A 24,444-nucleotide genomic window follows, 5' to 3' on the forward strand; every position below is an offset into this window, starting at 1 on the left:
CCGAAAAGTGGGTACCGGTTTTCGGTCAAGATCATGCTCCAAGGATAAAGGAAACTAACGATGAAGCTCAGCGATATCGCCGACAACGCCGGCTCGCGCAAGAAGCGCATGCGCGTCGGCCGTGGCATCGGTTCGGGCAAGGGCAAGACTTCGGGCCGCGGCGGCAAGGGCCAGACCGCGCGTTCGGGCGTGCGCATCAAGGGCTTCGAGGGCGGCCAGATGCCGCTGCATCGCCGCCTGCCGAAGCGCGGCTTCAACAACATCTTCCGCCTCGACTTCGCCGAGATCAATCTCGACCGGCTGCAGGAGGCGATCGACGCCAAGCTGGTCGATGCCAAGGAAACCGTCACCGTCGAATCGCTGGTGAAGGCCGGCGTGATCCGTCGCGCCAAGGACGGCCTGCGGCTGCTCGGCCGCGGCGAACTCAAGGCCAAGCTCGCGATCGAGGTGCATGGCGCCTCGAAATCGGCGGTCGCGGCGGTCGAGAAGGCCGGCGGCACGGTCAAGGTCCTGGCCCCGGCCAAGAAGGACGAAGGCGAGGCGGCGTAACATCTGCGTCATCGCCCGTTTTGTCGCGGGCGATCCGCACGATAGAACGATGGACTTATCGAAGCCGAGCACCAAATAATGTCCGGCGTCTGCCGATCGCCCCGGGGGAGGGGTGGCGGTTTGAGGGGCGGCGGGAGAAAGCCTGAACATGGTCTCAGCAGCAGAACAACTTGCGGCAAACCTCAATTTCGGCGCTTTGGCGAAAGCCGACGAACTGAAGAAGCGCATCTGGTTCACGCTGGGTGCGCTGCTTGTTTATCGGCTCGGCACCTATATTCCGCTGCCCGGCATCGATCCCGCGGCCTGGGAGCAGGTGTTCAAGTCGCAGGCCGGCGGCATCCTCGGCATGTTTAACATGTTCGCCGGCGGCGGCATCAACCGCATGGCGATCTTCGCGCTGAACATCATGCCGTACATCTCGGCATCGATCATCATCCAGCTCTTGACCACCGTATCGCCCAAGCTCGAAGCGCTGAAGAAGGAAGGCGAGGCTGGCCGCAAGACGCTGAACCAGTACACCCGCTATCTGACGGTAATCCTGGCCACGTTCCAGGCCTACGGCATCGCCGTCGGCCTCCAGGGCGCCGGCAACGTCGTCAGCGAACCCGGGATGTTCTTCCTCATTTCCACCACCGTCACGCTGACCGGCGGCACCATGTTCCTGATGTGGCTCGGCGAGCAGATCACCTCACGCGGCATCGGCAACGGTATTTCGCTGATCATTCTGGCCGGCATTGTTGCCGAGCTGCCGTCTGCTCTCGCCAATATGCTGGAACTGGGACGCCAGGGCGCGCTCTCGACCGGCCTGATCCTGGTCGTGATCGTGATGGCGGTCGTGGTGATCGCCTTCATCGTGTTCATGGAGCGCGCGCAGCGCAGGCTTTTGATCCAGTATCCGAAGCGACAGGTCGGCAACAAGATGTTCGAGGGCCAGTCCTCGCATCTGCCGCTCAAGCTCAACACGTCAGGCGTGATCCCGCCGATCTTCGCCTCGTCGCTGTTGCTGCTGCCGGCGACCGTCGCGAATTTCAATGCCGGCCAGGGCCCGGAATGGTTCCAGTGGCTGAACACCCAGCTCAGCCACGGCCGTCCACTGTTCCTGATCCTCTACCTGAGCCTGATCGTGTTCTTCGCATTTTTCTACACCGCGATCGTGTTCAACCCGACCGAGACCGCCGACAATCTGAAGAAGCATGGCGGCTTCATCCCGGGCATCCGGCCGGGCGAGCGCACCGCCGAATATATCGATTACGTGCTGTCGCGCGTTACCGTGCTCGGCGCGATCTATCTGGCGATCGTCTGCCTGATACCTGAGATCCTGATTTCCTATGCTTCGGTGCCGTTCTACTTCGGCGGCACCTCGCTCCTGATCGTCGTCAGCGTGACCATGGATACGGTAGCGCAGGTGCAGGGCTATCTCCTGGCCCATCAGTATGAGGGGCTGATCAGGAAATCCAAGCTGAGGGGCCGCCGCCGCTGATCTCGCGGAAGCGCGGCGGTCTGAATTCCAATAAGAGGTGTGCGGCGTTTCGCTCACCAAGCCGGGGGGCGAATAGTCATGAGATTGATCCTTTTGGGTCCGCCGGGCGCGGGTAAGGGGACCCAGGCGCAGCGGCTGGTTCAGAAGTACGGCATCATCCAGCTCTCGACCGGCGAGATGCTGCGCGCGGCGGTGGCCGCGCAGACGCCGGTCGGCCTGCAGGCCAAGGACATCATGGCCAGCGGCTCCCTGGTGCCGGATGAGATCGTGATCGGGATCATCTCCGACCGTCTCGACCAGCCCGACATGAAGAACGGTTTCATCCTCGACGGCTTTCCGCGGACGGTGCCGCAGGCGGCCGCGCTCGACGAACTCCTGAAGAAGAAACACATCAAGCTCGACGCCGTGGTCGAACTGCGCGTCAACGAGAGCGCGCTTCTGAACCGCGTCGAGACGCGTGTCGCCGAGATGCAGGCGCGCGGCGAGGAAGTGCGAATCGACGATACCCCGGAGGTGCTGTCGAAGCGGCTGGCCAACTACCGGACGCAGACCGAGCCACTGATTCACTATTATTCGGAGCGGCGGAAGCTTCTGACGGTCGACGGAATGATGACCATCGAGCACGTCACCCGGGAGATCAACCGGATCCTGACCGCGATCGGGGCAGTGGAACCCAAGGCTGCCAGGTCCGCGGCGCCGGCCAGGAAGGCCGCAGCGGCCACCAGGAAGACCGCCAGGCCGGCGGGCAAAAAGGCCGCCAAAACCGCCCGGAAGGCTGCGAAACCGGCCCCAAAGGGCAGGAAAGCGGCCTCGAAGGGGGGCGGTAAGGCTAGCAAGAAGGCCGCTTCGCCGGCCAAGGGGCGGGGAGCCGGCAAGGCCAAAAAGGCGGCAAAAAAGGCCGCAGGGAAGACTACCGCCAAGGCCTCGAAAAAGGTCACGAAAAAGCGAGCTAAGCGATAGAGGCGGTTGACGAAACCGAGTTGAATCCTTTAATAAGCCCCGCATCCAAGTCGGATAGTTTTGACGATGCCGGGCCCCGAAGCAGATGAGGGGAAGGGCGTCGTGTTCGCGTTTGCGGAAACCTGCCCGAGATAGCAAGAACTTAAGGCCGGCCCATGAGGGATCGGCGACAGGAGAGAAGTCCGTGGCCCGTATTGCCGGCGTGAATATCCCGACCAACAAGCGCGTCCTGATCGCGCTCCAGTACATTCATGGCATCGGCCAGAAGAACGCGGCCGAGATCGTCGAGAAGGTCAAGATCCCCGTGGATCGTCGCGTCAGCCAGCTGAGCGACCAGGAAGTCCTGCAGATCCGCGAAGTGATTGACCGCGACTACCTCGTCGAAGGCGATCTTCGCCGTGAGACCGGTATCAACATCAAGCGTCTGATGGACCTCGGCTGCTATCGCGGCCTGCGTCATCGCCGCGGCCTGCCGGTGCGCGGCCAGCGCACCCACACCAACGCGCGCACGCGCAAGGGCCCGGCCAAGTCGATCGCCGGCAAGAAGAAGTAATTTTGCGAATAGCGAACAGGAGGCGGCGAATAGACTATTCGCCGCTCACCGTTCGCTTCTTAGGTGTAGCCGCTGGCAGTACGGCGGCGTTTGAGATCACAGGAAGGTTTTAGGTAATGGGCAAGGAAGCCACCCGCGTACGCCGTCGCGAACGCAAGAATATCGCCTCGGGTATCGCGCACGTCAATTCGTCGTTCAACAACACGACCATCACCATCACCGATGCGCAGGGCAACACCATTGCCTGGTCGTCGGCCGGCACGATGGGCTTCAAGGGCTCGCGCAAGTCGACCCCCTATGCCGCGCAGGTCGCGGCCGAAGACGTTTCCAAGAAGGCGCAGGAACACGGCATGCGCACACTGGAAGTGGAAGTTGCCGGTCCGGGTTCGGGCCGTGAATCGGCGCTTCGTGCGCTGCAGGCGGCGGGCTTCACCGTGACGTCGATTCGCGACGTGACGACGATCCCGCACAATGGTTGCCGTCCGCGCAAGCGCCGGCGCGTCTGACGTCTGGTCGCGCGCGGCTCGCACCGCCTCGCGATTGTTTTTGGAATTTTGACTGCCGCGGACTGATCCGCGGATCTCCAACGCCAGTGATTTGAAGGCAAATCGACTGGCCGGTCTATTGACCCGAAGGGGTGACAAAGTGACGATCCAGAAAAATTGGCAAGAACTCATTCGACCGAACAAGCTGCAGGTAACGCCGGGCACCGATGCGACCCGGTTTGCAACCGTCGTAGCCGAACCGCTCGAGCGCGGCTTTGGCCAGACGCTCGGTAACGCGCTGCGCCGCATCCTACTGTCGTCGCTGCAGGGCGCCGCCGTGCAGTCGGTGCACATCGACGGCGTGCTGCACGAGTTCTCCTCGATCGCGGGCGTTCGCGAGGACGTCACCGACATCGTGCTCAACATCAAGGACATCTCGATCAAGATGCAGGGCGAAGGCCCCAAGCGCATGGTCGTGAAGAAGTCCGGCCCGGGCGTCGTCACCGCCGGCGACATCCAGACCGTCGGCGACGTCGTGGTGCTCAATCCCGACCTGCAGATCTGCACGCTGGACGAGGGCGCGGAAATCCGCATGGAGTTCACGGTTGCCGCCGGCAAGGGCTACGTCGCCGCCGAGCGTAACCGGCCCGAGGACGCGCCGATCGGCCTGATCCCGGTCGACAGCCTGTTCTCGCCCGTGCGCAAGGTCTCCTACAAGGTCGAGAACACCCGCGAGGGCCAGATCCTCGACTACGACAAGCTGACCATGACGATCGAGACCAACGGCGCGATCTCGCCGGAAGACGCGGTGGCCTATGCCGCCCGCATCCTGCAGGATCAGCTCAACGTGTTCGTGAACTTCGAAGAGCCGCGCAAGGAAGTGGCGCAGGAGATCATCCCCGATCTCGCCTTCAACCCGGCGTTCCTCAAGAAGGTCGACGAGCTCGAACTGTCGGTGCGTTCGGCAAACTGCCTGAAGAACGACAACATCGTCTACATCGGCGACCTCGTGCAGAAGTCGGAAGCGGAAATGCTCCGCACCCCGAACTTCGGCCGCAAGTCGCTGAACGAGATCAAGGAAGTGCTGGCCCAGATGGGTCTGCATCTCGGCATGGAAGTGCCGGGCTGGCCGCCGGAGAACATCGACGAGCTCGCCAAGCGCTTCGAAGATCACTACTGAGTCGAAAGTTATCGTCGTGGCCGGGGAATCCCGGCCATTACGTTATCGGGCGAACGCAGGCAGCCCACCTGAGCAACAAGTCCGACGAACCGTCGCGACGAAGACAAATCAAGGAATAGTTCAATGCGTCACGGCAAGGTTCATCGTAAGCTCAACCGCACCGCCGAGCATCGCAAGGCGATGTTCGCCAACATGTGCGCGGCGCTGATCAAGCACGAGCAGATCGTCACCACGCTCCCGAAGGCGAAGGAATTGCGCCCGATCGTCGAGAAGCTGGTCACCCTCGGCAAGAAGGGCGGGCTGGCGCTGCGCCGCCAGGCGATCTCCGAGATGCGCGACAAGGATCAGGTCAAGAAGCTGTTCGACACGCTGGCGCCCCGCTACAAGGACCGCCAGGGCGGCTACACCCGCATCATCAAGGCTGGCTTCCGCTACGGCGACAACGCCCCGATGGCCGTGATCGAGTTCGTCGACCGCGACGTCGATGCCAAGGGCCAGGATTCCGGCCCGGTGCAGGAGAAGGAAGCCGAAGCGGCTTAAGTCTTTCAGAATCGCAAGTTTCAAAAGCGGCGCCTTTGGGCGCCGCTTTTTTTGTCGGCTAACGCGCTCGTTATCTCCTCACCATGTGTGGGCGTGGGTTGATAGGAACCCTCGGGGACTGCAGGCGTTTTACAATGCATGAGCCGTGCTTTCGTCAAGGACACCGAGGACGTCGAGGATCTGCCTGACCGGCCGATCTCCGATCTTCCGAATGATGTAACCGCTGAAGGTCTCCGCCGGATCGAGGAAGCGTTGGCCGCAGCGCAAGCGGCCCAGGCTGCGGCGCAATCCGCCGGGGACCGGACGGCCCTGGCCAGCGCCCGCCGCGATGTCCGCTATTGGAGCGCGCGCCGCGCTACGGCGACGGTGATCCCGGAGCCTACGGACAATTCAGTCGTGCGGCTCGGCCACACCGTCACCATCGTACGCGAGGATGACCGCCGGCAGACGTTCCGGATCGTCGGTGAAGACGAGGCCGATCCCGCGCGAGGGACGATCTCGCACGCATCGCCGCTGGCGCGCGCGCTGTTCGGCAAGGGTGTCGGCGATGTCGTCGTCATCGCCGGTGGCGAAGCGGAAATCCTGGAAATCCGGTGATCTGCAAAACCATCCGGCGAGGTGAGGGATGCCAGCCTATGTCATTTCCGAAGTTGAGATGCGCGATGCGGCGGGCTTCGAGGTCTATCGCGCCATCGCCGCGAAAACGATCGCGCAGTATGGCGGGCGCTATCTGGTGCGCGGCGGCGCTGCAAGCGTGATCGAAGGTAGCCCACCGCCGAAAGCCGTCATTGTCGTCGAATTTCCGACCATGGAACGTCTGCGCGAATGGTACGCCTCGCAGGAATACGCCGAGGCGCTGAAGGTACGGCAGACTGCGCTCGATCGGCGACTGATCTTCGTTGAGGGCGTGGCGCCGGTTTGAGTTTGCATCGAGTGGCGCGCCGAAGCGGCACCTCAGGCGAGGCGATGTCGTTGCGTTTCAACGCGAAGTGGAGCTGAATTCTTCCCGGAACAAGAGCGTAAAAAATCTGTTTTTCCTGCAGCCGCGCTGATGCGGTTTGAGGAGGAACCAGATGAAGAAGCTGTTCATGATTGCGGCCGCCGCGTCGCTGGTTGCGACGATGGCCAACGCGCAGACCACCGTCGAGACGACGACCGGAGCTGCTGGCGCGACGGTCCGGATCGAGCCGGAATATCGCACCCGGATCAAGAGCTATGTGACCGAGCAGAAGATCCGCCCGGTGGAAACACGCGAACGAATTGTCGTTGGCGCCAAGGTGCCGACCGACGTCGAACTCGAGGCGGTGCCTTCGGATTGGGGTCCGTCAGTGACGAAGTATCGCTACGTCTATTCAGGCAATCGCGTGATGCTGGTCGATCCCGGCACGCGCACGGTGGTGCATGAAATCGACTAAGGTGCTCTCGCAGCGCCATGCAAAAAGGGCCGCCAGTCGGGCGGCCCTTTTCATTTTGCTGGATCACCAGCGACGATAGTAGCCGCCGTAATACCGCGGACCATAGAAGCGCGGACCGCCATAGTAGGCATAGGCCGGGCGGATCACGCGGCGGTAGCGAACCACGGGGTAAGAATCGCCGTAATAGCCGCCATAGTAGGCCGGCGCGTATCCACCGCCGTAATACCCGCCATACCCGCCGCCGTAATACGCCGGCGCATAGCCGCCATAGTATCCGTAACCCGGGCCGTAACCGTAACCTGGACCATAGGCGTAGGCGTTCGAAGCCAATCCGCCAATCACGGCGCCCGCGATCAGTCCGCCGGCCACGGCTGGGAAAAATCCCCCGCCGCGCCAGCGGGCCTCCGCCGGCGAAGGTGCCGTTACCGCCGTCAGGCCCAGGACCGCCGCTGCGGCCAAAGCCAAAGGTGCTTTCCTCATGGACAACTCCTTTCCGTAATCAGACACCCGATCAACACATTTGGGTGAAGTTCGTTGCCTGAGCCGCGGGTTTGCAATGGCTTCACCCGCAGATTTAACTTTCATGAACGGGCGTTCAGGACGGCGCTGAAGTACATCCCCGTCCTGTCTGAAGGATCGTCAATTTTTTCCCGGTTTGGAACTCAAGGCTCCGTGAGGCTGTACGGCATTTTCGGGCAGAGCCGAGCGCACGCGATCCGCCTGTCAGCGTAGCCACAGACGAATATCGCCTCAGTCGAAATCCAGAAAACCCGGCCGGCCGGACATCGGCGGCTGGCGGCGCAGCCAGGCGAGGTCGGGGACGGGACGGGCCGTCTCTGGATTGGCGGCAAGCAGGGCCTCGATCTCGCGGGCAACCGAAAGCGTCGCGACATCGCCGCCGCGCGGGCCGATGATCTGGATGCCGAACGGCAATCCGGCGCCATCGCGGCCGGCCGGTATCGCCACCGCCGGGTGTCCGGCATTGGTCACGGCATAGGCCAGCGCCAGCCAGTGGAAATAGCTTTTGGTCGGCGTGCCGTCGATGGTGGCCGGGTAGAGCTCCGACCACGGCCGCGGGCTGATCGTGACCGTCGGCGCAATGACAAAATCATGTTCGCCGAAGAATTGTTGCCAGCTCCGGTAGAGCGCGGTCTGTAGCGAGAGCGCACGCGCGACGTCGAGAGCGGAATAGCCGAGCCCCTCGGCCACGTTGTCGCGAATATTGGGACCCACTTTGTCCGGATATTTCTCCGCAAGCTCACGGTGACGCCCCAGAAATGCGACGGCGCGCAAGATCCGGAACACCTCGTCGGCGTGGCTGCAATCCGGATGGGTCCATTCGAGGCTGCGGAATGCCGATCCGAACGTCGCGAGCTTCCTGAACGTCTCGGCGATGGCGCGCTCCGTCGGCGCGAATCCGAAATCGCACGTCGCGGCGATACGCAAGGTCGCGAGATCGGTCCTTGGCGGATCGCGGTAGGTCTCGCGCACGGGCGTTCCGCCGGCGTGAAGGATGGCCGACAGCGGATCGCGCGCGTCGCGATCCAGCATGCAGGAAAGCATCAGGCAGGCGTCCGATACATTTCTTGCCATTGGCCCAAGCTGCGAGATTTGCAGCCATGCCATGTTGCGGCTGTTGCTGGCGATCAGCCCGGGCGAGGGGCGGAATCCGACGACACCGCAAAAGGCGGCGGGATTCCTGACCGAGCCGCCGGTGTCCGAACCGGTCGCCAGCGGCACCATGCCGGTGGCGAGCGCCACCGCCGATCCGCCGGATGAGCCGGCGGCGGAGCGATCAGGGTCGAACGGGTTGCCGGTGGCGCCATGAAGCGCGTTGCGGGTATTGCCGCCGGCGCCCCATTCGGGGACGTTGGTCTTGCCGACGACGATGGCGCCGGCGCGCTTGAGCATCGCGACAGCAGCCTCATCCTCGGCCGCGATGTTGTCCGCGAACAGCACGCTGCCGAAGCTCGTCGGCAGCCCCCTGGCGTCGATCAGGTCCTTCACCCCGAGTGGAAGCCCGTGCAGCGGGCCGAGGCTATCGCCGCGCATCACGGCAGCCTCGCTCTCCTGCGCCGTCGCGCGCGCCGCCTCGAACGAGCGCGCAATGACCGCATTGACGGCGGGATCGATCTCCTCGATCCGCCGGATGCAACTGTCCATGAGTTCGACCGGCGAAAGCTTGCGTTCGCCGATCAGCGCCCGGACCGTTACCGCGGGCAGATCGCACGGCTCGGTCATGTCGGGATTACTCTTCCTTGATCCCGCCCTTGCGGGCCAGTTCCTTCATCTCGGCGGTTTCCTTGGCGATGAAGCCCGGCCAGTCCGGATAGCGCTTGAAGCCGGCTTCGTACCCGACCTTCTTAAAGCGCTCGATCACCGAAGGGCTTGCGATCGCCTCTTCCAGCACCGACGCCAGCCGGCCGCGGATGGCCGGGGGGATTCCCTTGGGGGCAACCAAGGTACCCCAGGAGACAAAATCGATATTGGGATAGCCGAGTTCGGCGAGCGTCGGAACGTCGGGAAGTAACGATGAGCGTTTGGCGGAGAACACCGCGAGCGGGCGAACCGCGCCGGATTCGAGCAGTGGCCTGATCGCGATCACGGTGTCCACGTGGTACTCGATATGCTTGCCCATCAGGTCGTTCATCGCCGGCGCGCTTCCCTTGTAGGGCAAATGCAACATCTTGATGCCGGCGCTCGATTTGAAGAGCTCGCCGGCGAAATGCGAAGTGGTCGCCACGCCGTAGGAGGCGAGCGACAGCTTGTCGGGATTGGCCTTGGCAGCCGCGACCAGTGCCGCGACGTCCTTGATCGGATTGTCGCGATGGGTAACCAGCACCATGGTCAGGGTGCCGGTCTGGCCGATCGGCTCAAAATCCTTCGCGCTGTCGTACGGCACGTTCTCCTTCACGGCATTCTGCAGGGTGAAGGTCGAATTCGAGCTGGAGAGCAGGGTGTAGCCGTCAGGCGCCGCGTTGGCGGCTTCCTTCGCTGCGATCGTCGTACCGCCGCCGGGGCGGTTCAGCACGATCACGGGCTTGCCCAGACGCGCCTCGAGTTCGCCGGCAACGATGCGTCCGACGACGTCGGAGGCCCCGCCGGCCGGAAAGGGCACGATCAACTGCAGCGGTTTTTCGGGGTAGGTGCCTTGGGCTGTTGCGATCGAGGCACAAGCAACCACACAGGCCGACGCTATCGCGGCCCCCAGAAACATCCGTATCATGTCGAAACAGGTCTCCTGTCTTCCGTGTTCCCCGGCAATTCGCGCCGGGGTTCTCGGCGACAGCCGTCCCGGATCGATGGAACAGGGTCCCTTGAATCGACGTCCCGATCAACCCTGTTGTAGGGTAGCTACCAGCCCTCCAGCACGATCTTGCCGCGCGACTTGCCGCTTTCCAGCAGCGCGTGGGCGCGCTTCAGATTGGCGGCGTTGATGGTGCCGAAAGTCTGGTCGAGAGTGGTGCGCAGGACGCCCTTGTCGATCAGGTCTGCCACGTCGTTGAGCAGATGATGCTGAGCGATCATATCGGCTGTCTGGAACGAGGAGCGTGTGAACATCGATTCCCAGTGGATCGAGACCGCCTTGCCCTTGAAGGCAGAGACAGTGAATTCCGGGGGATCGTCGATCAGGCCGAACTTGCCTTGCGGCGCGATGAAATCCGCGATCGCCTTGTAATGCTGGTCGGTGAAGGTGAGGCTCGCGACCAGGGCGACCGGCGGCACCTTCAGCTTCTCGATCTGCTCTTTCATCAGTTTGGAATGGTCGACCACTGCATGTGCACCGAGATCGAGGCACCATTTCTGCGACTCGGGGCGCGTGGCGGTGGCGACAACTGTCAGGCCGGTGAGGCGGCGCGCGAGCTGGATCAGGATCGAGCCGACGCCACCGGCGCCGCCGGTAATCAGTAGCGTGCGCGGATCGACGCTCTTGCCCGGCACGGCGCCGAGCCGGTCGAACAGCAATTCCCATGCGGTGATCGAGGTCAGTGGCAGCGCTGCGGCCTGCGCGAACGACAGCGATTTCGGCTTTTTGCCGACGATACGTTCGTCGACCAGATGAAATTCCGCATTCGTGCCCTGGCGCAGGATCGAGCCGGCGTAGAACACTTCGTCGCCCGCCTTGAACAGGGTGACGTCGGGGCCGACGGCATCGACGATTCCGGCGGCGTCATAGCCCAGGATTTTGGTCTCGCCCTCGGGCGGGGCGGCGCGTTTGCGGACCTTGTAATCGACCGGGTTGGCCGAGATCGCCTTGACGGCGACTCTGATGTCGCGGCCCTTCGGTTCCGGCTTGGCGGTCTCGAAATCGATCAGCGAATCCGCATCCTCGATCGGGAGCGATTTTTTGTATCCGACGGCCTTCATGCCGGTGTCTCCTGCGTCGTTTGGAAAGATCGGTTTCCTAACTGTCGCGCTGGCATCAACTTGGCAAGTACTGTAAATTCGGGGAACTAGTCCCTGTTTGGATACTATTGGGAAAAACTCATGAAACGGCGAAATTTTGCCCACCGACCCGGCTGCGCGGTCGAGGCAACGCTCGATCTGATCGACGGCAAGTGGAAGGGCGTCATCCTGTTCCACCTCCAGGCCGGCACCCAGCGTTTTGGGGAGTTGCGGCGGCGGATGCCCGGCATTACCCAGCGCATGCTGACCAAGCAGCTTCGCGCGCTCGAGGACGACAAGCTCGTGATCCGCAAGGTCTATGCCGAGGTGCCGCCGCGGGTCGAATACACGCTGTCGGACATTGGCGAGAGCCTGCGGCCCGTGATCGAGACGCTGCGGGCGTGGGGCGAGGGCCATCAGGAAAGACTATCCTGTGCGCCGGCGCCAGACGCCGTCAAAACGCCCGATCGCGCGGCCTGATTACTGGTATTGCGTTCGCTTTATCTTCTCTCGTTGCCGCCCCGCATCTATATGTGTGGCGCCAAATTCCAGGATTTTCGCATGAATTTGATCCGCTCCTTCGCCCTGCTGCTGGCCTCGGCAGTCGTTGCAACGCCTGCGCTGGCGCAGGACCGGCGCGTGCCGTCTTCGGGCGCCGAACTGCGGCTGTCCTACGCGCCGATCGTGCAGCGTGCGCAGCCGGCGGTGGTGAACGTCTATGCCGCCAAGACCGTGCAGAACCGCAATCCGCTGCTGGATGACCCGCTCTTCCGCCGCTTCTTCGGCGTCCCCGGCCAGCAGCCCGAGCAGATGCAGCGCTCGCTCGGATCGGGCGTCATGGTTGACCCCGTGGGGCTCGTCGTCACCAACAACCACGTCATCGAGGGCGCCGATCAGGTCAAGATTTCGCTCGCCGACAAGCGCGAGTTCGAGGCCGAGATCGTGCTGAAGGACAGCCGCACCGATCTGGCCGTGCTGCGCGTGAAGGACGGCAGGGAGAAATTCGCCACGCTGGAGTTCGCCAATTCCGACGAGCTGCTGGTCGGCGACGTCGTGCTCGCGATCGGCAATCCCTTCGGCGTCGGTCAGACCGTGACTCATGGCATCGTCTCCGCGCTGGCCCGCACCAAGGTCGGCATCACCGATTATCAGTTCTTCATCCAGACCGACGCCGCGATCAATCCCGGCAATTCGGGTGGCGCGCTGGTCGACATGACCGGCAAGCTCGTCGGTATCAATACCGCGATCTTCTCGCGCTCCGGCGGCTCGCAGGGCATTGGCTTTGCGATCCCGGCCAACATGGTGCGCGTCGTCGTGGCGTCCGCCAAGAGCGGTGGCAAGGCCGTCAAGCGGCCATGGCTGGGCGCGAAGCTGCAGGCGGTGACGCCCGAGATCGCCGAGACGCTGGGGCTGAAATTGCCGAACGGCGCCTTGGTCGCCAATGTCGCGCCGAACAGTCCGGCCGCGCGCGCCGGGCTGAAGCCTTCGGATCTGATTGTAGCGATCGAGGGCCAGACGATCGACGAGCCTAACGCGTTCGACTACCGCTTCGCTACAAGGCAGCTCGGCGGCGCTGCGCAGATCGACGTGCAGCGCGCCGGCAAGACCGTCAAGCTGACGGTGCCGCTGGAGACTGCGCCCGATACCAACCGCGATGAAATCGTGCTCACCGCGCGCTCGCCGTTCCAGGGTGCCAAGGTCGCCAATATTTCACCGGCGGTCGCCGATGAATTGCATCTGGATTCCCAAGCCGAGGGTGTCGTGGTGATCGATCTCGCCGACGGCGGCACCGCGGCCAGCGTCGGCTTCCAGAAGGGCGACATCATCCTTGCGGTCAACAGCCAGAAGATCACCAAGACCAGCGATCTCGACAAGGCTTCAAAGGCGTCGTCCAGGGTCTGGCGCATCGTCGTGGTGCGCGGCGGCCAGCAGATCAACGTGACGCTGGGCGGATGAGCCCGAAGCAACCGCGCGAGGCGACCAACCTCTTCGCTGCGGCGGGGATGGAGCAGGATGCGCCGCATCCGCTGCCCGACCGGCTGCGGCCGCGCACGCTTTCCGACGTCGTCGGCCAGGATCACATCCTCGGTCCCGACGGCGCGCTGACGCGCATGCTGGCGACGCGCACGCTGGGCTCGCTGGTGTTCTGGGGACCGCCCGGCACCGGCAAGACCACGGTGGCGCGGCTGCTGGCCGATGCCACCGAATTGCATTTCGAGCAGATTTCCGCGGTGTTTTCCGGCGTCGCCGACCTGAAGAAAGTATTCGACGCGGCCCGCGCCCGGCGCGAAATGGGCAAGGGTACGCTGTTGTTCGTCGACGAGGTGCATCGCTTCAACCGCGCGCAGCAGGATTCGTTTCTGCCCGTGATGGAAGACGGCACGGTGGTGCTGGTCGGCGCCACCACGGAAAACCCGTCGTTCGAACTCAACGCTGCGCTTCTGTCGCGGGCGCGGGTGCTGGTGTTTCATTCACTCGATGCCGCCGCGATCGAAAAACTGTTTGCGCATGCCGAAAAGGTCGAGGGTCGAAAATTGCCGCTCGATGCGGAGGCGCGCGCCGTGCTGGTGCGGATGGCCGATGGCGACGGCCGCGCCGCGTTGACCTTGGCCGAAGAGGTCTGGCGCGCCGCGCGCAAGGAGGAAATCTTCAACGCTGCGCAATTGCAAGAAATCCTGCAGCGCCGCGCGCCGATCTACGACAAGTCCGCAGACGGCCATTACAACCTGATCTCGGCGCTGCATAAATCGGTGCGCGGCTCCGATCCCGATGCTGCGCTGTATTACCTCGCACGCATGCTGGATGCTGGCGAGGACCCGCTGTTCCTGGCGCGGCGCGTCGTGCGGATGGCAGTCGAGGACATCGGCCTTGCCGACCCGCAGGCGCTGGTGATCTGCAATGCGGCCAAGGATGCCTTTGATTTTCTTGGGTCTCCCGAAGGTGAACTCGCAATCGCGCAGGCCGTGATCTATCTCGCCACCGCGCCGAAATCGAACGCCGCCTACAAGGCCTTTGGCGCTGCGATGCGCACGGCGAAAGAGGGCGGCTCGCTGCTGCCGCCAAAGCATATTCTCAATTCGCCGACCAAGCTGATGAAGTCGGAAGGCTATGGTTCGGGTTACGAATACGACCACGACGCGCCGGACGCCTTCTCCGGGCAGGACTACTTCCCGGATGCGCTGGGGCGGCAAACCTTCTACGATCCGCCGGACCGCGGCTTCGAGCGCGAGATCCGCAAGCGGCTGGACTACTGGGCGAAGTTGCGAAGGGAACGTGAGCGCGAATGAACAGTTTCGGGAACTATCTTGCACAAACCATTCGCGCCGTCACCTTTGTGGCGGTGCTGTCGTCGCCGCTTGCGGCCGCCGCCGAGACCGTCGAGGTGGTGCCGGGCGTACAAGTGACGAAGCGGACGTATTCCGCGCCGATCAACGAGCAGCCATTTTTTGGATTTGCGGCCAAGAGCCCGGATGAGAAAGCCGCTGATGAAAAATTTGTAGACGCCATCGTGGGAGCCACCGGCTCGCGTGAGAAGGCTTTCGATGAAACAACCATGCGTGGCTGGAGGGCGATAAATACCGGCAAGATAAAGGAAGCCGCGGTGCGATTTAATCAGGCGTTTCTCATTTTGCCTGAACAGAGCCGCGTCTATCATGGCTTCGCGGTGGTTGCCCAAGCTCGATTCAATGACCTGGATGCTGCGGACGAGTTCTTCAGGATCGCGCTGGAGCGGCCCAACCCGGTGAAGGCCCTCAAGGCCGATTATGGTCGCTTCCTGCTGGTCGCCAAACGACCGCGTGATGCGCAGTCTGTGCTGGAACAGGCGGTCAAGGACGCGCCGGATTTCGGCGACGCCTGGACCAATCTCGCCTGGGCGCGCTTCCAGAACGGCGATGCGGCGGCGGCCTGCGCGGCGGCGGAGGAGGCTGCCAAGCGCCGTCCGTCCAACAATTCCATGGGCGATCTGACCGCGGTCAGAAACGTCGCGCAGTGCAAATAGTTCGAGCGGCTTGGATTAGCCGGCAACGCGATTGTGGTGCAGCAGCGAAATGGCGCGTTGGCCAAGTTGTTGAACAGCGCCATTCGCCGCAACATCTTTCGCGTCAAGCGGACCTTGCTTCGTAGACTCGAATGCTCGAAAAAAAAGGAGTTGCCTAGGGCCATCTTCTCGGCGTCGTCGCGATTTGCAGCGCGACCCGTTGGCTCATGCGGGCTACGTGGCCGGGCTGTTTGACAATTGGAAGTGGGCGGCGTGCGGCACTACCCCTGCGGCGTCACCGATATCCTGGCGCAGTCGCGGCGGCCCATCAGCACGCAGTCCTGGGTCTTGCGCAGATCGGCGATGCTCACGGCGAGCCAGATGCCGATGGCGGTCAACGCCACGGTGAAGGCGAGTGCGGCGACATTGGCGAGCATGCGATGACGGAAATCGTCGCCCTCGTCGCGCGGCCGCTCGTAGCGGGACAGATCGTTCGCCGCCGGCGACGCGTTGGCCTGGCTGGTTTCTTCCCGTCCGCCCGGCGGGTGGGCGGAGGTGCGCGGCCGGAACTTGAGCACGACGTGCTCATCGTCCGAAATAATGGGCCGCTGGGTTTTCACTGCCGCCGATCCGCGAAAAATCCTGAGCCTTTCTTAGCACGCCGGCAGCACTTCCAACATGAAATGTTGCCGGACGCAGGCCAGCCATCCCGTCCCGCAAGGTCCGGAACCAAACGCAAGCAAGCCGGCTCAGTCCTGCTTCGGCAGCCGCCCCATCATGTAGAACTCGTCGTTCGGGCGCATCGCGGTGACGTTGGCCAGCCGGTTCGACAACGCGAAGAAGGCCGCGATCGCTGTGATATCCCAGATGTCGTCGTCGCTAAAGCCGTGGCCGGCGATCTCGGCAAAATCCGCCTCCGAAACCTCGTTGGCCGCCTGGCTCACCTTCATGGCGAAGTCGAGCATGGCGCGCTGCCGCGGCGTGATGTCGGCCTTGCGGTAGTTGACGGCGATCTGGTCGGCGATGACAGGGTTCTTGGCCCGGATGCGCAGGATCGCCCCGTGCGCGATCACGCAGTAGTGGCACTGGTTGGCGGCGGACGTCGCCACCACGATCATCTCGCGCTCGGCCTTGGTCAGCCCGCCATCCTTTTCCATCAGCGCGTCGTGATAGGCAAAGAAGGCGCGAAACTCGTCCGGGCGGTAAGCCAGCGTCAGGAAGACGTTCGGGACGAAGCCGGATTTCTCCTGCACCGCGAGGATCCGGGTGCGGATGTCCTCCGGCAGCTTGTCGATGGCGGGCGGCTGAAATCGTTTGGTGGCGGGCTTGGTCATGAAAGGTTCCGGCTGGAGCCGCGAGGCGGCGTTGCCGGGACCATATAGCTTTTTGCGGCGAAGTGGATACCGGCTCACGTCAAGAATTCGCGCGAACGCTGATTCTTCTATTTGAGCATGATCTCCGCGCAAACGCGTTCCGCGTTTGTCGCGAGGGAAAACCGTTATCAACTTTTCCGGATCATGCTCCGCCTCAGCGCAGCGGCTTCTTCAGGAGCGAGAACCGGTCGGGGTCCAGCCCCATCGAGGGCTGCAACATCGGCGCTTCCACCGGCGTCATGACGCGGGCGGCGGGCCGGTCGCCGACGCCGGGATCGTTCGGCACGTCGCGGCTCGATGTGGCGCCGCGCCAGCGGTCCAGCACGGCGGAGACGAAATGCATGTCGTGGCCGGCGGAGACCGACGTCACGGACGCGATGGTGGCTTCGCTGCGCGGCAGTTGGTGGACCGGAACCTCCTTGAAGCGCAGGCGTGTCGGCAACGCCACGCCTTCGCCGAAGGCCAGCACTTCGCGGGTTCCGAGTGAGGGCACGAACGACAAGAGGTTCGCGGCAGCGTCCGAGACCGCCGAGCGCAACAGCGCCTGGTCGCGGTCGTTGGCAAGCCGCATCGCAAACAGCGTGTTGCACTGTGAGATGATGGTGGCGTCGAGTTCTGCCGGACGCTGGGTCACGAGGCCGAGAAAGACGCCGTATTTGCGGCCCTCCTTGGCGATGCGCGAAACGGCTTTCCGGGTCGGGCCGAAACCGATGTTGCGGTCGGCGGAGGCGTAGCGGTGCGCCTCTTCGCAAACGAACAGCAGCGGCGACACGCCGTCGCTCCACAGGCCGAAATCGAACGCCATGCGGCACAACACCGACACGACGGAATCGACGACTTCGGCTGGGAAGCCGGCGAGCTGCATGATAGTCATCGGCCGGCCGTTGGCGGGCAGACGGAACAGATGGCTGATCACCTCCGCCATGGTGTCGCCGCCGACATTGGCGTTGTCGAACATGAAGGTGTAGCGCGGATCGTTGCGCACGGTCTCGATGCGCGAAATCAGCTTGTGATAGATGATGCGCGAAGAGCGGTTCTCCAGCTTGCCCATCCGTTCATCGATCAGCGAGATCAGATCGACCAGGCGGTACGGCACCGGCGTATCGACGGTGTAGCCGCCCGACTTCGGGTCCATGCGCTTGAGCCCGAGCCGGTCGGAGTTCTGGTACTGGGTGTAGAGACCCTTCGCCATCGGGATGACTTCGGCGAGGACGTCGAGCTCTTCGGGCACGCCCGGGCGGCCGCCGAACAGGACGTCCACAATCTCTTCGAAATTGAACAGCCAGAACGGCAGTTTCAGGTTGCGCGGGTTGAGTACCAGCGCACGGTCGCCGAAGCAGCGGCCATACTCGTTGTGGACGTCGAGCAGGAATACCCGAAGATTCGGCCGCGCCTTGAGAATCTCGTTGAGCAGCAGCGAAACGCTGGTCGATTTGCCGACGCCGGTGGAGCCGAGCACCGCGAAGTGCTTGGAAAGCATCTCCTCGACATCGACATAAGCGATGACGGAACGGTCCTGCTGCAGGGTGCCGACATTGATCTGATCTGACCCGCTCGGCGCATAGACGGTGCGGAGGTCCTGGGCGGTGACGAGGTCGACGGCATCGCCGATGGTCGGATAGTTGGTCACGCCGCGCTGAAACTTGGGGCGCTCCCCACCGGAAATCTCGCCGAGCAGGTCGACCGACGCGGTCGCCATGTATTCATCGGAGCTCTGCTGGTTCTCGCACGACACCTCGGTGATCATCGCAATGATGGTGGTGGCCGTCGCACAGCGAATACTGATGAAGCGGCCGACGGTGGCGCGCGCCTCGGTGACGGGCATCGGGCCTGCGGCCAGAAGTCCGACCCGTGCGAGGGAGCCACGCACGGAAATCACACGTCCGAAGGATGTCACGGTGTTGAACCTGGCTCTCATGAATTGGGGTCTGACCCCCATTATGGGCAGCCCCAGCTAGCGAAACGGTTAAACAGGTGCAGGTTCGTGTCAGCTAAATCCGCGGCATCTCGGTCAGGATTCGTTTTTGCGGCAGTGCCGTCAGTACCGTCCGGTGTCAGTTACGCTGGAAAATAAGGGCTTTCTTGCATTTCCGGCCACGCGCGACGCCGGCTTCGGATTAATCATTCGTTTACCACCTCGCACGAGAGCCGCCGCCCGCCGGGCGCGTCTCGGTAACCTCCGATGCCGGATCGCGGATTGGAGCCAGCACGTGTGCGAGGTAACCGATCGCTAACCGCAAGTTGTAACGCGCCTTCCATCAGTGCTGCGTAACACTGCTGCGGGGCGCGCGATCAGTTGTCTGAGTTCCATTTCGTACGGACGCTTGTCGCATTCCAAAGGCACGTCGGGTGAGCAACGAGGGCGGTCATCAAATATCGGGCGGCTCGGTCGGTTCTGCGCAAGGGGGCGGAACGGTCAAATTGCTTGCGGCCTGCTGCGTGCTGTTCGCGGTGTTGGTTGCGACCGACCTGACGACCTCGGGATGGAGCCTTCGCGAACGCCTCCTGCTGGCGCTCGTCGCCGTTCTGGCCGTGGCCGCCGGACTGCTGCTGCGGCGTGACCGGCTGACCGACCGGCGGCTGGCGGCCGAGCGGCGCCAGCTCTCCATTGCCGTGAACAATATCCCGCAAGGCCTTGTTCTCTATGATGCATCCGCGCGGATCATCATTTGCAACCAGCCCTATCTCGACATGTTCGGACTGTCGCCGGACGTGGCCAAGTCCGGCTGCACCATGCAGCGGCTGATCGCTCACCGGAAAGAAACCGGATCATTCGACGGCGACGTCGACGCGTTCTGCAACGCGATCATCCAAACGGTGAGGCTCGGCAAGGCCACGCGCCAGCTCACGGAAGCGCCGGGTGGCCGGGCGATCGAGATCATCAACCGGCCGCTGAAGAGCGGCGGATGGGTCGCGACCATCGAGGACGTCACCGAGCGCAGGCGCGCGGACGAGAAGATCGCGCATCTGGCGCATTACGACGGGTTGACCGACCTGCCGAACCGGATCCTGTTCCGCGAGCGGCTGGAACAGTCGCTCAAGGCGATACGGCCGGGCGAGCAACTGGCGGTGCTCTATATCGACATCGATGAGTTCAAGAGCATCAACGACGCGCTCGGTCATCCGATCGGCGATGAGCTGCTCAAGGGCGTCGCCGAGCGTCTGCGCGGTTGTCTTGAAGAGGCCGATGTGGCGGCCCGGCTTGGCGGCGACGAATTCGCCGTCATTCAGACCGCTATCAAGGACCGGTCGGAAACCACTCGGCTCGTTGATGAAATCCACTCGGCGATCAGGCAGCCTTTTGACTGCATGGGGCATCTGATCACCACCGATGCCAGCATAGGCATAGCGCTTGCCCCTGTTGACGGGGTGGACCTCGACCAGTTGCTGAAGAATGCGGACCTCGCGCTCTACGGCGCGAAGGGCGACGGACGGCGCACCCACCGCTTCTTCGAGGCCGGCATGGATCAGCGCGCCAAGGCGCGGCGCAGCCTGGAGCTCGAGCTGCGCCAGGCGATCAGCGACGGCAGCCTCGAGACCTACTATCAGCCGGTGGTCAATATCGAGGACGGCAAGGTCTCATCCTGCGAGGCGCTGCTGCGGTGGCGGCATCCCGAACGCGGCATGATCTCGCCGGCGGAATTCATTCCGATTGCGGAAGACAGCGGCCTGATCAATCAGCTCGGCCTGTGGGTGCTCAACACCGCCTGCGCCGAGGCCGTCACCTGGCCGGATCATGTCCGCGTCGCGGTCAACGTCTCGCCGGTGCAGTTCAGGAGCCAGTCGCTGGCGTTGAACGTGGCGGCGGCACTCGCGGCTTGCGGCCTTCCGGCAAGCAGGCTGGAGCTCGAGATCACCGAGGCCGTGCTCATTCGCGACGACGAGGCGGCGCTCGACATGCTGCACCAGCTGCGCAAGCTGGGTGTCCGGATCGCGCTGGACGATTTCGGCACCGGATATTCCTCGCTCAGCTACCTGCAGCGTTTCCCGTTCGACAAGATCAAGATCGATCGCTCTTTCATCCGGGATATCGCAGGTCCCGGCGCATCCTCGTCCATCGTTCAGGCCGTGGTAAACATCGCAGCCGCCAGCGACATGACGACGACGGCGGAGGGTGTCGAAACCGAGCAGCAAAGGAACCTGCTGTACATCCTCGGCTGCACCGAGATGCAGGGCTATCTGTTCAGCCCCGCGATACCGGCCGCCGAGGTGAGGCGACTGTTGCTGACGCATAGCGGCAGAGCGATGTCGGCTGCTTGAAACGCCGGGCACAGCTTGCTATCGACGGTGAGGCAAAAATAAGAACAGGGCAGGGTAGACCGCGATGAATCGCGACAACGCATCTTGAGCGACCCGGCGCGGCCTTCGGCGCTCGCACCATTCCGCGTCAGGAACTACCGTTTTCAGTGGCCCGCCGATCTGCTCACCTCGTGGGCGTTCGAGATGGAGCTGATCATTCTCGGCTGGTATGTGCTGGTCGAGACCGGGTCGGTGCTGCTGCTCACGCTGTTCGCCTCCCTCGGCTATATCGGTACGCTGGTAGCGCCGATGTTCGGCGTTGTCGGCGACCGGATCGGTCACCGCGATCTGCTGGCGATGATGCGCGCGATCTACGCGGTGCTGGCGGCCGTGCTGATGACGCTGGCGCTGTCCGGCCAACTTGCACCGGTCTACGTCTTCATGGTCGCGGCCGTGATGGGCATCGTCCGCCCATCAGACCTTGGCGTGCGTGGCGCTTTGGTCGCGACCATCATGCCGCATGGCCAGTTGATCGGGGCGATCAGCATCTCGCGCACGACGATGGATACCGCGCGCATCGCCGGCGCGCTGAGCGGCGCCGGATTGTTTGCAGCGCTCGGCATGGGCGCGGCCTATGTGGCGATCGTCTGCCTCTATATTACCGCGACCGCACTGACGCTATGCATCATGGTCCCGGCAAAGCCGCAACTCGCAGGCGAGGCGGCCAGCGAGGCGTTGCAACGTTCGCCGATGCGCGACCTCAAGGAAGGGGTTGCCTATGTCTGGACCACGCCGCGGATGCAGGCCGCGCTATGGGTGGCGTTCCTCGCCAACCTGACGGCCTATCCGCTCTCCAATGGCCTGCTGCCCTACATCGCCAAGGCGATCTATGGCACCAACCAAACCGGGCTCGGATATCTGTCGGCGAGTTTCGCGATCGGCTCGCTGGCCGGCTCGATCGTGTTGAGCCTGATCCGCGATATCCGGGTGGCGCGGCTGATGATCGGCGCCACCGTCGTCTGGTACGCGACCTTGCTGGTGTTTGTGCAGATGCAGACGGTGCCGACCGCGATCCTGTGCCTGGTGGTGGCGGGCTTTTCGCAAAGCCTCGCCATGATCTCGATTGCCGTCATCCTGATGCGGACCGCGAGCGAGAATTTCCGCGGCCGGGTGATGGGGGTGCGCATGATGGTGATCTATGGCCTGCCGATCGGCCTGCTGGCCGCCGGCAGCCTGATCGACGAGATCGGATTTGCGGCGACCGGAACACTCTACGCGGCGGCCGGCCTCGCGCTGATGCTGGCGATCGTGCTGCACTGGCGCGCCGATCTGTGGCACGTGCACGCGCCGGCGAATGCGCGGTGAGTTGATCGGGCAGCCGGCGGCCTCACTGCATCTTGATATTCGCCTCTTTCAGTACCGGCTCCCACTTCGCGGCCTCGGCGCGCATGAAGGCGTCGAAATCCTTTGGCGAATTGCCGACCGGCGTGGCGCCCATCTTTTCCAGCGCGGCCAGAACCACCGGATCCTTCAGCGCGGCGGCAAGGTCGGCGTGGATCTTGGCGACCAGGTCAGGCACCATGCCGGCGGGGCCGAGAAAACCCCACCAGACCGAAGCGTCGTAGCCGGGGATGCCTGCCTCCGCGACCGTGGGAACATCGGGCAATGCCTTCGAGCGCTGGGCGGTCGTCACCGCAAGCGCACGCACCGCATTGCCTTCGAGCTGGCCGACGACCTCCGGCAGCGGATTGACGCTCATGGGAATTTCGCCAGCGATGACGGCGGTGAGGGCGGGGGCGCCGCCCTTGTAAGGGATCGACTGGATCTTCACCTTGGCCATGTAGTTGAGAAGCTCGCCGGCGAGATGGGCCGAGGTGCCGTTGCCGGACATGCCGTACGACAATGAATCCGGCTTTTCGCGCGCGGTCGCCAGCAACTCCTGCAAATTCTTCACCGGACTGCTTTTGGACACCACGATTGCAAGCGGCGAATAGGCGATCTCGCTGATCGCGGTGAAGTCCTTGAACGTGTCGTAGGGCAGTTTTGGATAGAAGAACTGGTTCAGCGGATGACCGCTTGCGACCAGGATCAGCGTGTAGCCATCCGGCGCCGATTGTGTGAGCGCCTGCGACGCGATAGTCCCGCCGGCGCCCGGACGATTTTCGATGACCGGTTGCTGTCCCCAGGTTTTCGACAGCGATTGCCCGAGCGTGCGCGCCAGCACGTCGACGGCGCCGCCGGCGGCGTAGGGCACCAGGATGCGCACGGGCCTGGTCGGGAACTGATCTGCATAGACGTTCGTGCCAGCCAAGGAAAACAGCGCGGCGGCAAGCGTGCAGCGGATCAATGCTCTGCGTGGGATCATGAGAAAAGGTCCTCTTGTGTTGGCAGTATCATTTGAAAATCCGGGCATCCGGCGGCTCTCCCTGTCACTCCGGCCCAGCCACGATGGCGGGGTCACCCCACCCAGATGTTTGTTGACTAGACCTGATAATTTGTACAAACGTACAAAACTCGAGAACGGAAAGCAAATGCCATGACGCGAAATCCCAACATGCGGGAAGCCATCCTGAGTGCGGCCGAATTGCTGTTCTCGACCAAGGGCTTCAATGCCGTGTCGATCCGCGACATCGCGCTGGAAGCCGGCGCCAATCCGGGCAGCATCACCTATCATTTCAAGAGCAAGGACGGCTTGCTGCTGGAAATCTACAAGCGCCATTGCGGTCCCATGAACAAGCGCCGCATCGAGTTGCTGGTGGCGGCACGGCGCGTGCGCGACGTTCAGGACCGGCTGGAAGCAATCGTGCGGGCCTATGTGCAGCCGGCGTTTTCATCCAGCAGCGATCTTGCCGGTGGTGGGGCGCGCTTCACGCGGCTGCGGGCCGTGATGTCGGCCGAGGGCAACGCCGTGGTGGGGCGTATCATCGCCGAGATCTTCGACGACACCACCAACGCCTTTATCGAGGCCATTGAAGAAAGCCTGCCGCATCTGCCGCGGACGACGATCGTGTGGCGGTCGCAATTCCTGCTCGGCGCGCTCTATTACACCCTCGTCAATCCGGAGCGGGTCACGCGGCTGTCCCGCGGCGAAGCCGATGGCGCCGACATGGCGGAAGCGATCGAGCAAATCGTCTCGGCGACGGTCGCCTCGTTGCAGGCGTCCGATGTCGATCACATCGACACCGCGCCCACTCGGGCGAAACCGACCCAGCCGCCAGCAAAAGGCGCTGCCGGGAAGCGGAAAGAAAATTCGGCTTCATGAATTCGAGACGCCGTGAAGCGCGACCAAAACACTACAGAAGGCA

General features: G+C 63.4%; 24 protein-coding genes and 1 pseudogene. 17 read left to right on the plus strand and 8 right to left on the minus strand.

Annotated features, from left to right (window positions below; all coding sequences use genetic code 11):
• Positions 1-60: 60 nt before the first annotated feature.
• From rplO to IVB22_RS01880, 10 genes are all read left to right on the plus strand, one after another.
• The gene (rplO, locus tag IVB22_RS01835; RefSeq protein WP_247515611.1) at positions 61-549 is read left to right on the plus strand and encodes a 50S ribosomal protein L15; all 489 of its coding nucleotides are present in this window, start codon (positions 61-63) and stop codon (positions 547-549) included.
• Positions 550-697: 148 nt separating this feature from the next.
• Entirely contained in the window at positions 698-2,029 is a 1,332-nt protein-coding gene (secY, locus tag IVB22_RS01840; RefSeq protein ID WP_247515612.1) for a preprotein translocase subunit SecY, read from the plus strand.
• 78 nt (positions 2,030-2,107) lie between these two features.
• Complete coding sequence (locus tag IVB22_RS01845) at positions 2,108-2,989, plus strand: adenylate kinase (protein WP_247515613.1); 882 nt, start codon at positions 2,108-2,110, stop codon at positions 2,987-2,989.
• A gap of 184 nt (positions 2,990-3,173) precedes the next feature.
• A complete protein-coding gene (gene rpsM, locus IVB22_RS01850; RefSeq protein WP_247515614.1) occupies positions 3,174-3,542 on the plus strand; it encodes a 30S ribosomal protein S13 in 369 nt (122 codons plus the stop codon).
• A 116-nt stretch (positions 3,543-3,658) separates the two neighbouring features.
• Positions 3,659-4,048, plus strand: coding sequence for a 30S ribosomal protein S11 (gene rpsK / locus IVB22_RS01855; protein ID WP_006021048.1), 390 nt, complete (start codon positions 3,659-3,661; stop codon positions 4,046-4,048).
• Positions 4,049-4,166: 118 nt separating this feature from the next.
• Positions 4,167-5,207 (plus strand): DNA-directed RNA polymerase subunit alpha, encoded by a 1,041-nt coding sequence (locus tag IVB22_RS01860; protein ID WP_212420837.1) that lies wholly within the window; start codon positions 4,167-4,169, stop codon positions 5,205-5,207.
• 123 nt (positions 5,208-5,330) lie between these two features.
• The gene (gene rplQ / locus IVB22_RS01865) at positions 5,331-5,747 is read left to right on the plus strand and encodes a 50S ribosomal protein L17 (protein WP_247515615.1); all 417 of its coding nucleotides are present in this window, start codon (positions 5,331-5,333) and stop codon (positions 5,745-5,747) included.
• A gap of 138 nt (positions 5,748-5,885) precedes the next feature.
• Positions 5,886-6,344 (plus strand): transcription elongation factor GreA, encoded by a 459-nt coding sequence (gene greA, locus IVB22_RS01870; RefSeq protein ID WP_247515616.1) that lies wholly within the window; start codon positions 5,886-5,888, stop codon positions 6,342-6,344.
• 28 nt (positions 6,345-6,372) lie between these two features.
• A complete protein-coding gene (locus IVB22_RS01875) occupies positions 6,373-6,669 on the plus strand; it encodes a DUF1330 domain-containing protein (RefSeq protein ID WP_247515617.1) in 297 nt (98 codons plus the stop codon).
• A 151-nt stretch (positions 6,670-6,820) separates the two neighbouring features.
• Entirely contained in the window at positions 6,821-7,162 is a 342-nt protein-coding gene (locus IVB22_RS01880) for a DUF1236 domain-containing protein (protein WP_247515618.1), read from the plus strand.
• A gap of 63 nt (positions 7,163-7,225) precedes the next feature.
• Here the strand turns inward: IVB22_RS01880 and IVB22_RS01885 are convergent, their stop codons facing one another.
• From IVB22_RS01885 to IVB22_RS01900, 4 genes are all read right to left on the minus strand, one after another.
• Entirely contained in the window at positions 7,226-7,642 is a 417-nt protein-coding gene (locus tag IVB22_RS01885) for a hypothetical protein (RefSeq protein WP_247515619.1), read from the minus strand.
• Between the two features lie 270 nt (positions 7,643-7,912).
• A complete protein-coding gene (locus IVB22_RS01890) occupies positions 7,913-9,403 on the minus strand; it encodes an amidase (RefSeq protein ID WP_247515620.1) in 1,491 nt (496 codons plus the stop codon).
• Positions 9,404-9,410: 7 nt separating this feature from the next.
• Positions 9,411-10,388, minus strand: a complete 978-nt coding sequence (locus IVB22_RS01895; RefSeq protein ID WP_247515621.1) for a tripartite tricarboxylate transporter substrate binding protein — start codon at positions 10,386-10,388, stop codon at positions 9,411-9,413.
• A 128-nt stretch (positions 10,389-10,516) separates the two neighbouring features.
• On the minus strand, positions 10,517-11,530 hold the full coding sequence (locus tag IVB22_RS01900; protein WP_247515622.1) for a zinc-binding alcohol dehydrogenase family protein: 1,014 nt from the start codon (positions 11,528-11,530) through the stop codon (positions 10,517-10,519).
• 120 nt (positions 11,531-11,650) lie between these two features.
• Between IVB22_RS01900 and IVB22_RS01905 the strand changes: the two genes are divergently transcribed.
• From IVB22_RS01905 to IVB22_RS01920, 4 genes are all read left to right on the plus strand, one after another.
• Positions 11,651-12,028, plus strand: a complete 378-nt coding sequence (locus IVB22_RS01905) for a helix-turn-helix domain-containing protein (protein ID WP_108518138.1) — start codon at positions 11,651-11,653, stop codon at positions 12,026-12,028.
• Positions 12,029-12,109: 81 nt separating this feature from the next.
• The gene (locus tag IVB22_RS01910) at positions 12,110-13,504 is read left to right on the plus strand and encodes a DegQ family serine endoprotease (RefSeq protein ID WP_247515623.1); all 1,395 of its coding nucleotides are present in this window, start codon (positions 12,110-12,112) and stop codon (positions 13,502-13,504) included.
• On the plus strand, positions 13,501-14,835 hold the full coding sequence (locus IVB22_RS01915; protein WP_247515624.1) for a replication-associated recombination protein A: 1,335 nt from the start codon (positions 13,501-13,503) through the stop codon (positions 14,833-14,835). Before IVB22_RS01910 ends, IVB22_RS01915 begins: the two co-directional genes overlap by 4 nt.
• 47 nt (positions 14,836-14,882) lie before the next feature.
• Positions 14,883-15,548 carry a tetratricopeptide repeat protein gene (locus IVB22_RS01920; RefSeq protein ID WP_247515625.1) on the plus strand — a complete coding sequence of 222 codons (666 nt, stop codon included), beginning with the start codon at positions 14,883-14,885 and terminating at the stop codon, positions 15,546-15,548.
• A 260-nt stretch (positions 15,549-15,808) separates the two neighbouring features.
• On the opposite strand, the gene IVB22_RS01925 is transcribed toward IVB22_RS01920, so the two are convergent.
• The 3 genes from IVB22_RS01925 to IVB22_RS01935 form a co-directional block, all read right to left on the minus strand.
• Positions 15,809-16,147: a hypothetical protein gene (locus tag IVB22_RS01925; RefSeq protein WP_247515626.1), complete on the minus strand. Its 339-nt coding sequence runs from the start codon at positions 16,145-16,147 to the stop codon at positions 15,809-15,811.
• Positions 16,148-16,276: 129 nt separating this feature from the next.
• The gene (locus IVB22_RS01930; protein ID WP_247515627.1) at positions 16,277-16,861 is read right to left on the minus strand and encodes a peroxidase-related enzyme; all 585 of its coding nucleotides are present in this window, start codon (positions 16,859-16,861) and stop codon (positions 16,277-16,279) included.
• Between the two features lie 193 nt (positions 16,862-17,054).
• Positions 17,055-18,818, minus strand: a complete 1,764-nt coding sequence (locus tag IVB22_RS01935; RefSeq protein ID WP_247515628.1) for an ATP-binding protein — start codon at positions 18,816-18,818, stop codon at positions 17,055-17,057.
• A 590-nt stretch (positions 18,819-19,408) separates the two neighbouring features.
• Here IVB22_RS01935 and IVB22_RS01940 point away from each other — a divergent pair.
• Both IVB22_RS01940 and IVB22_RS01945 read left to right on the plus strand, forming a co-directional pair.
• Positions 19,409-21,160 (plus strand): annotated as a pseudogene (locus IVB22_RS01940) (EAL domain-containing protein); the annotation flags it as partial.
• 84 nt (positions 21,161-21,244) lie between these two features.
• Positions 21,245-22,504, plus strand: a complete 1,260-nt coding sequence (locus tag IVB22_RS01945; protein WP_247515630.1) for an MFS transporter — start codon at positions 21,245-21,247, stop codon at positions 22,502-22,504.
• Positions 22,505-22,526: 22 nt separating this feature from the next.
• Here IVB22_RS01945 and IVB22_RS01950 read toward each other — a convergent pair whose 3' ends face one another.
• The gene (locus IVB22_RS01950; protein WP_247515631.1) at positions 22,527-23,504 is read right to left on the minus strand and encodes a tripartite tricarboxylate transporter substrate binding protein; all 978 of its coding nucleotides are present in this window, start codon (positions 23,502-23,504) and stop codon (positions 22,527-22,529) included.
• Positions 23,505-23,675: 171 nt separating this feature from the next.
• On the opposite strand from IVB22_RS01950, the gene IVB22_RS01955 reads away from it, so the two are divergent.
• Positions 23,676-24,401, plus strand: coding sequence for a TetR/AcrR family transcriptional regulator (locus IVB22_RS01955; protein WP_247515632.1), 726 nt, complete (start codon positions 23,676-23,678; stop codon positions 24,399-24,401).
• Positions 24,402-24,444: the final 43 nt, after the last annotated feature.

The sequence above is a fragment of the Bradyrhizobium sp. 190 genome, from assembly GCF_023073415.1.
Taxonomy (GTDB): Bacteria; Pseudomonadota; Alphaproteobacteria; order Rhizobiales; family Xanthobacteraceae; genus Bradyrhizobium.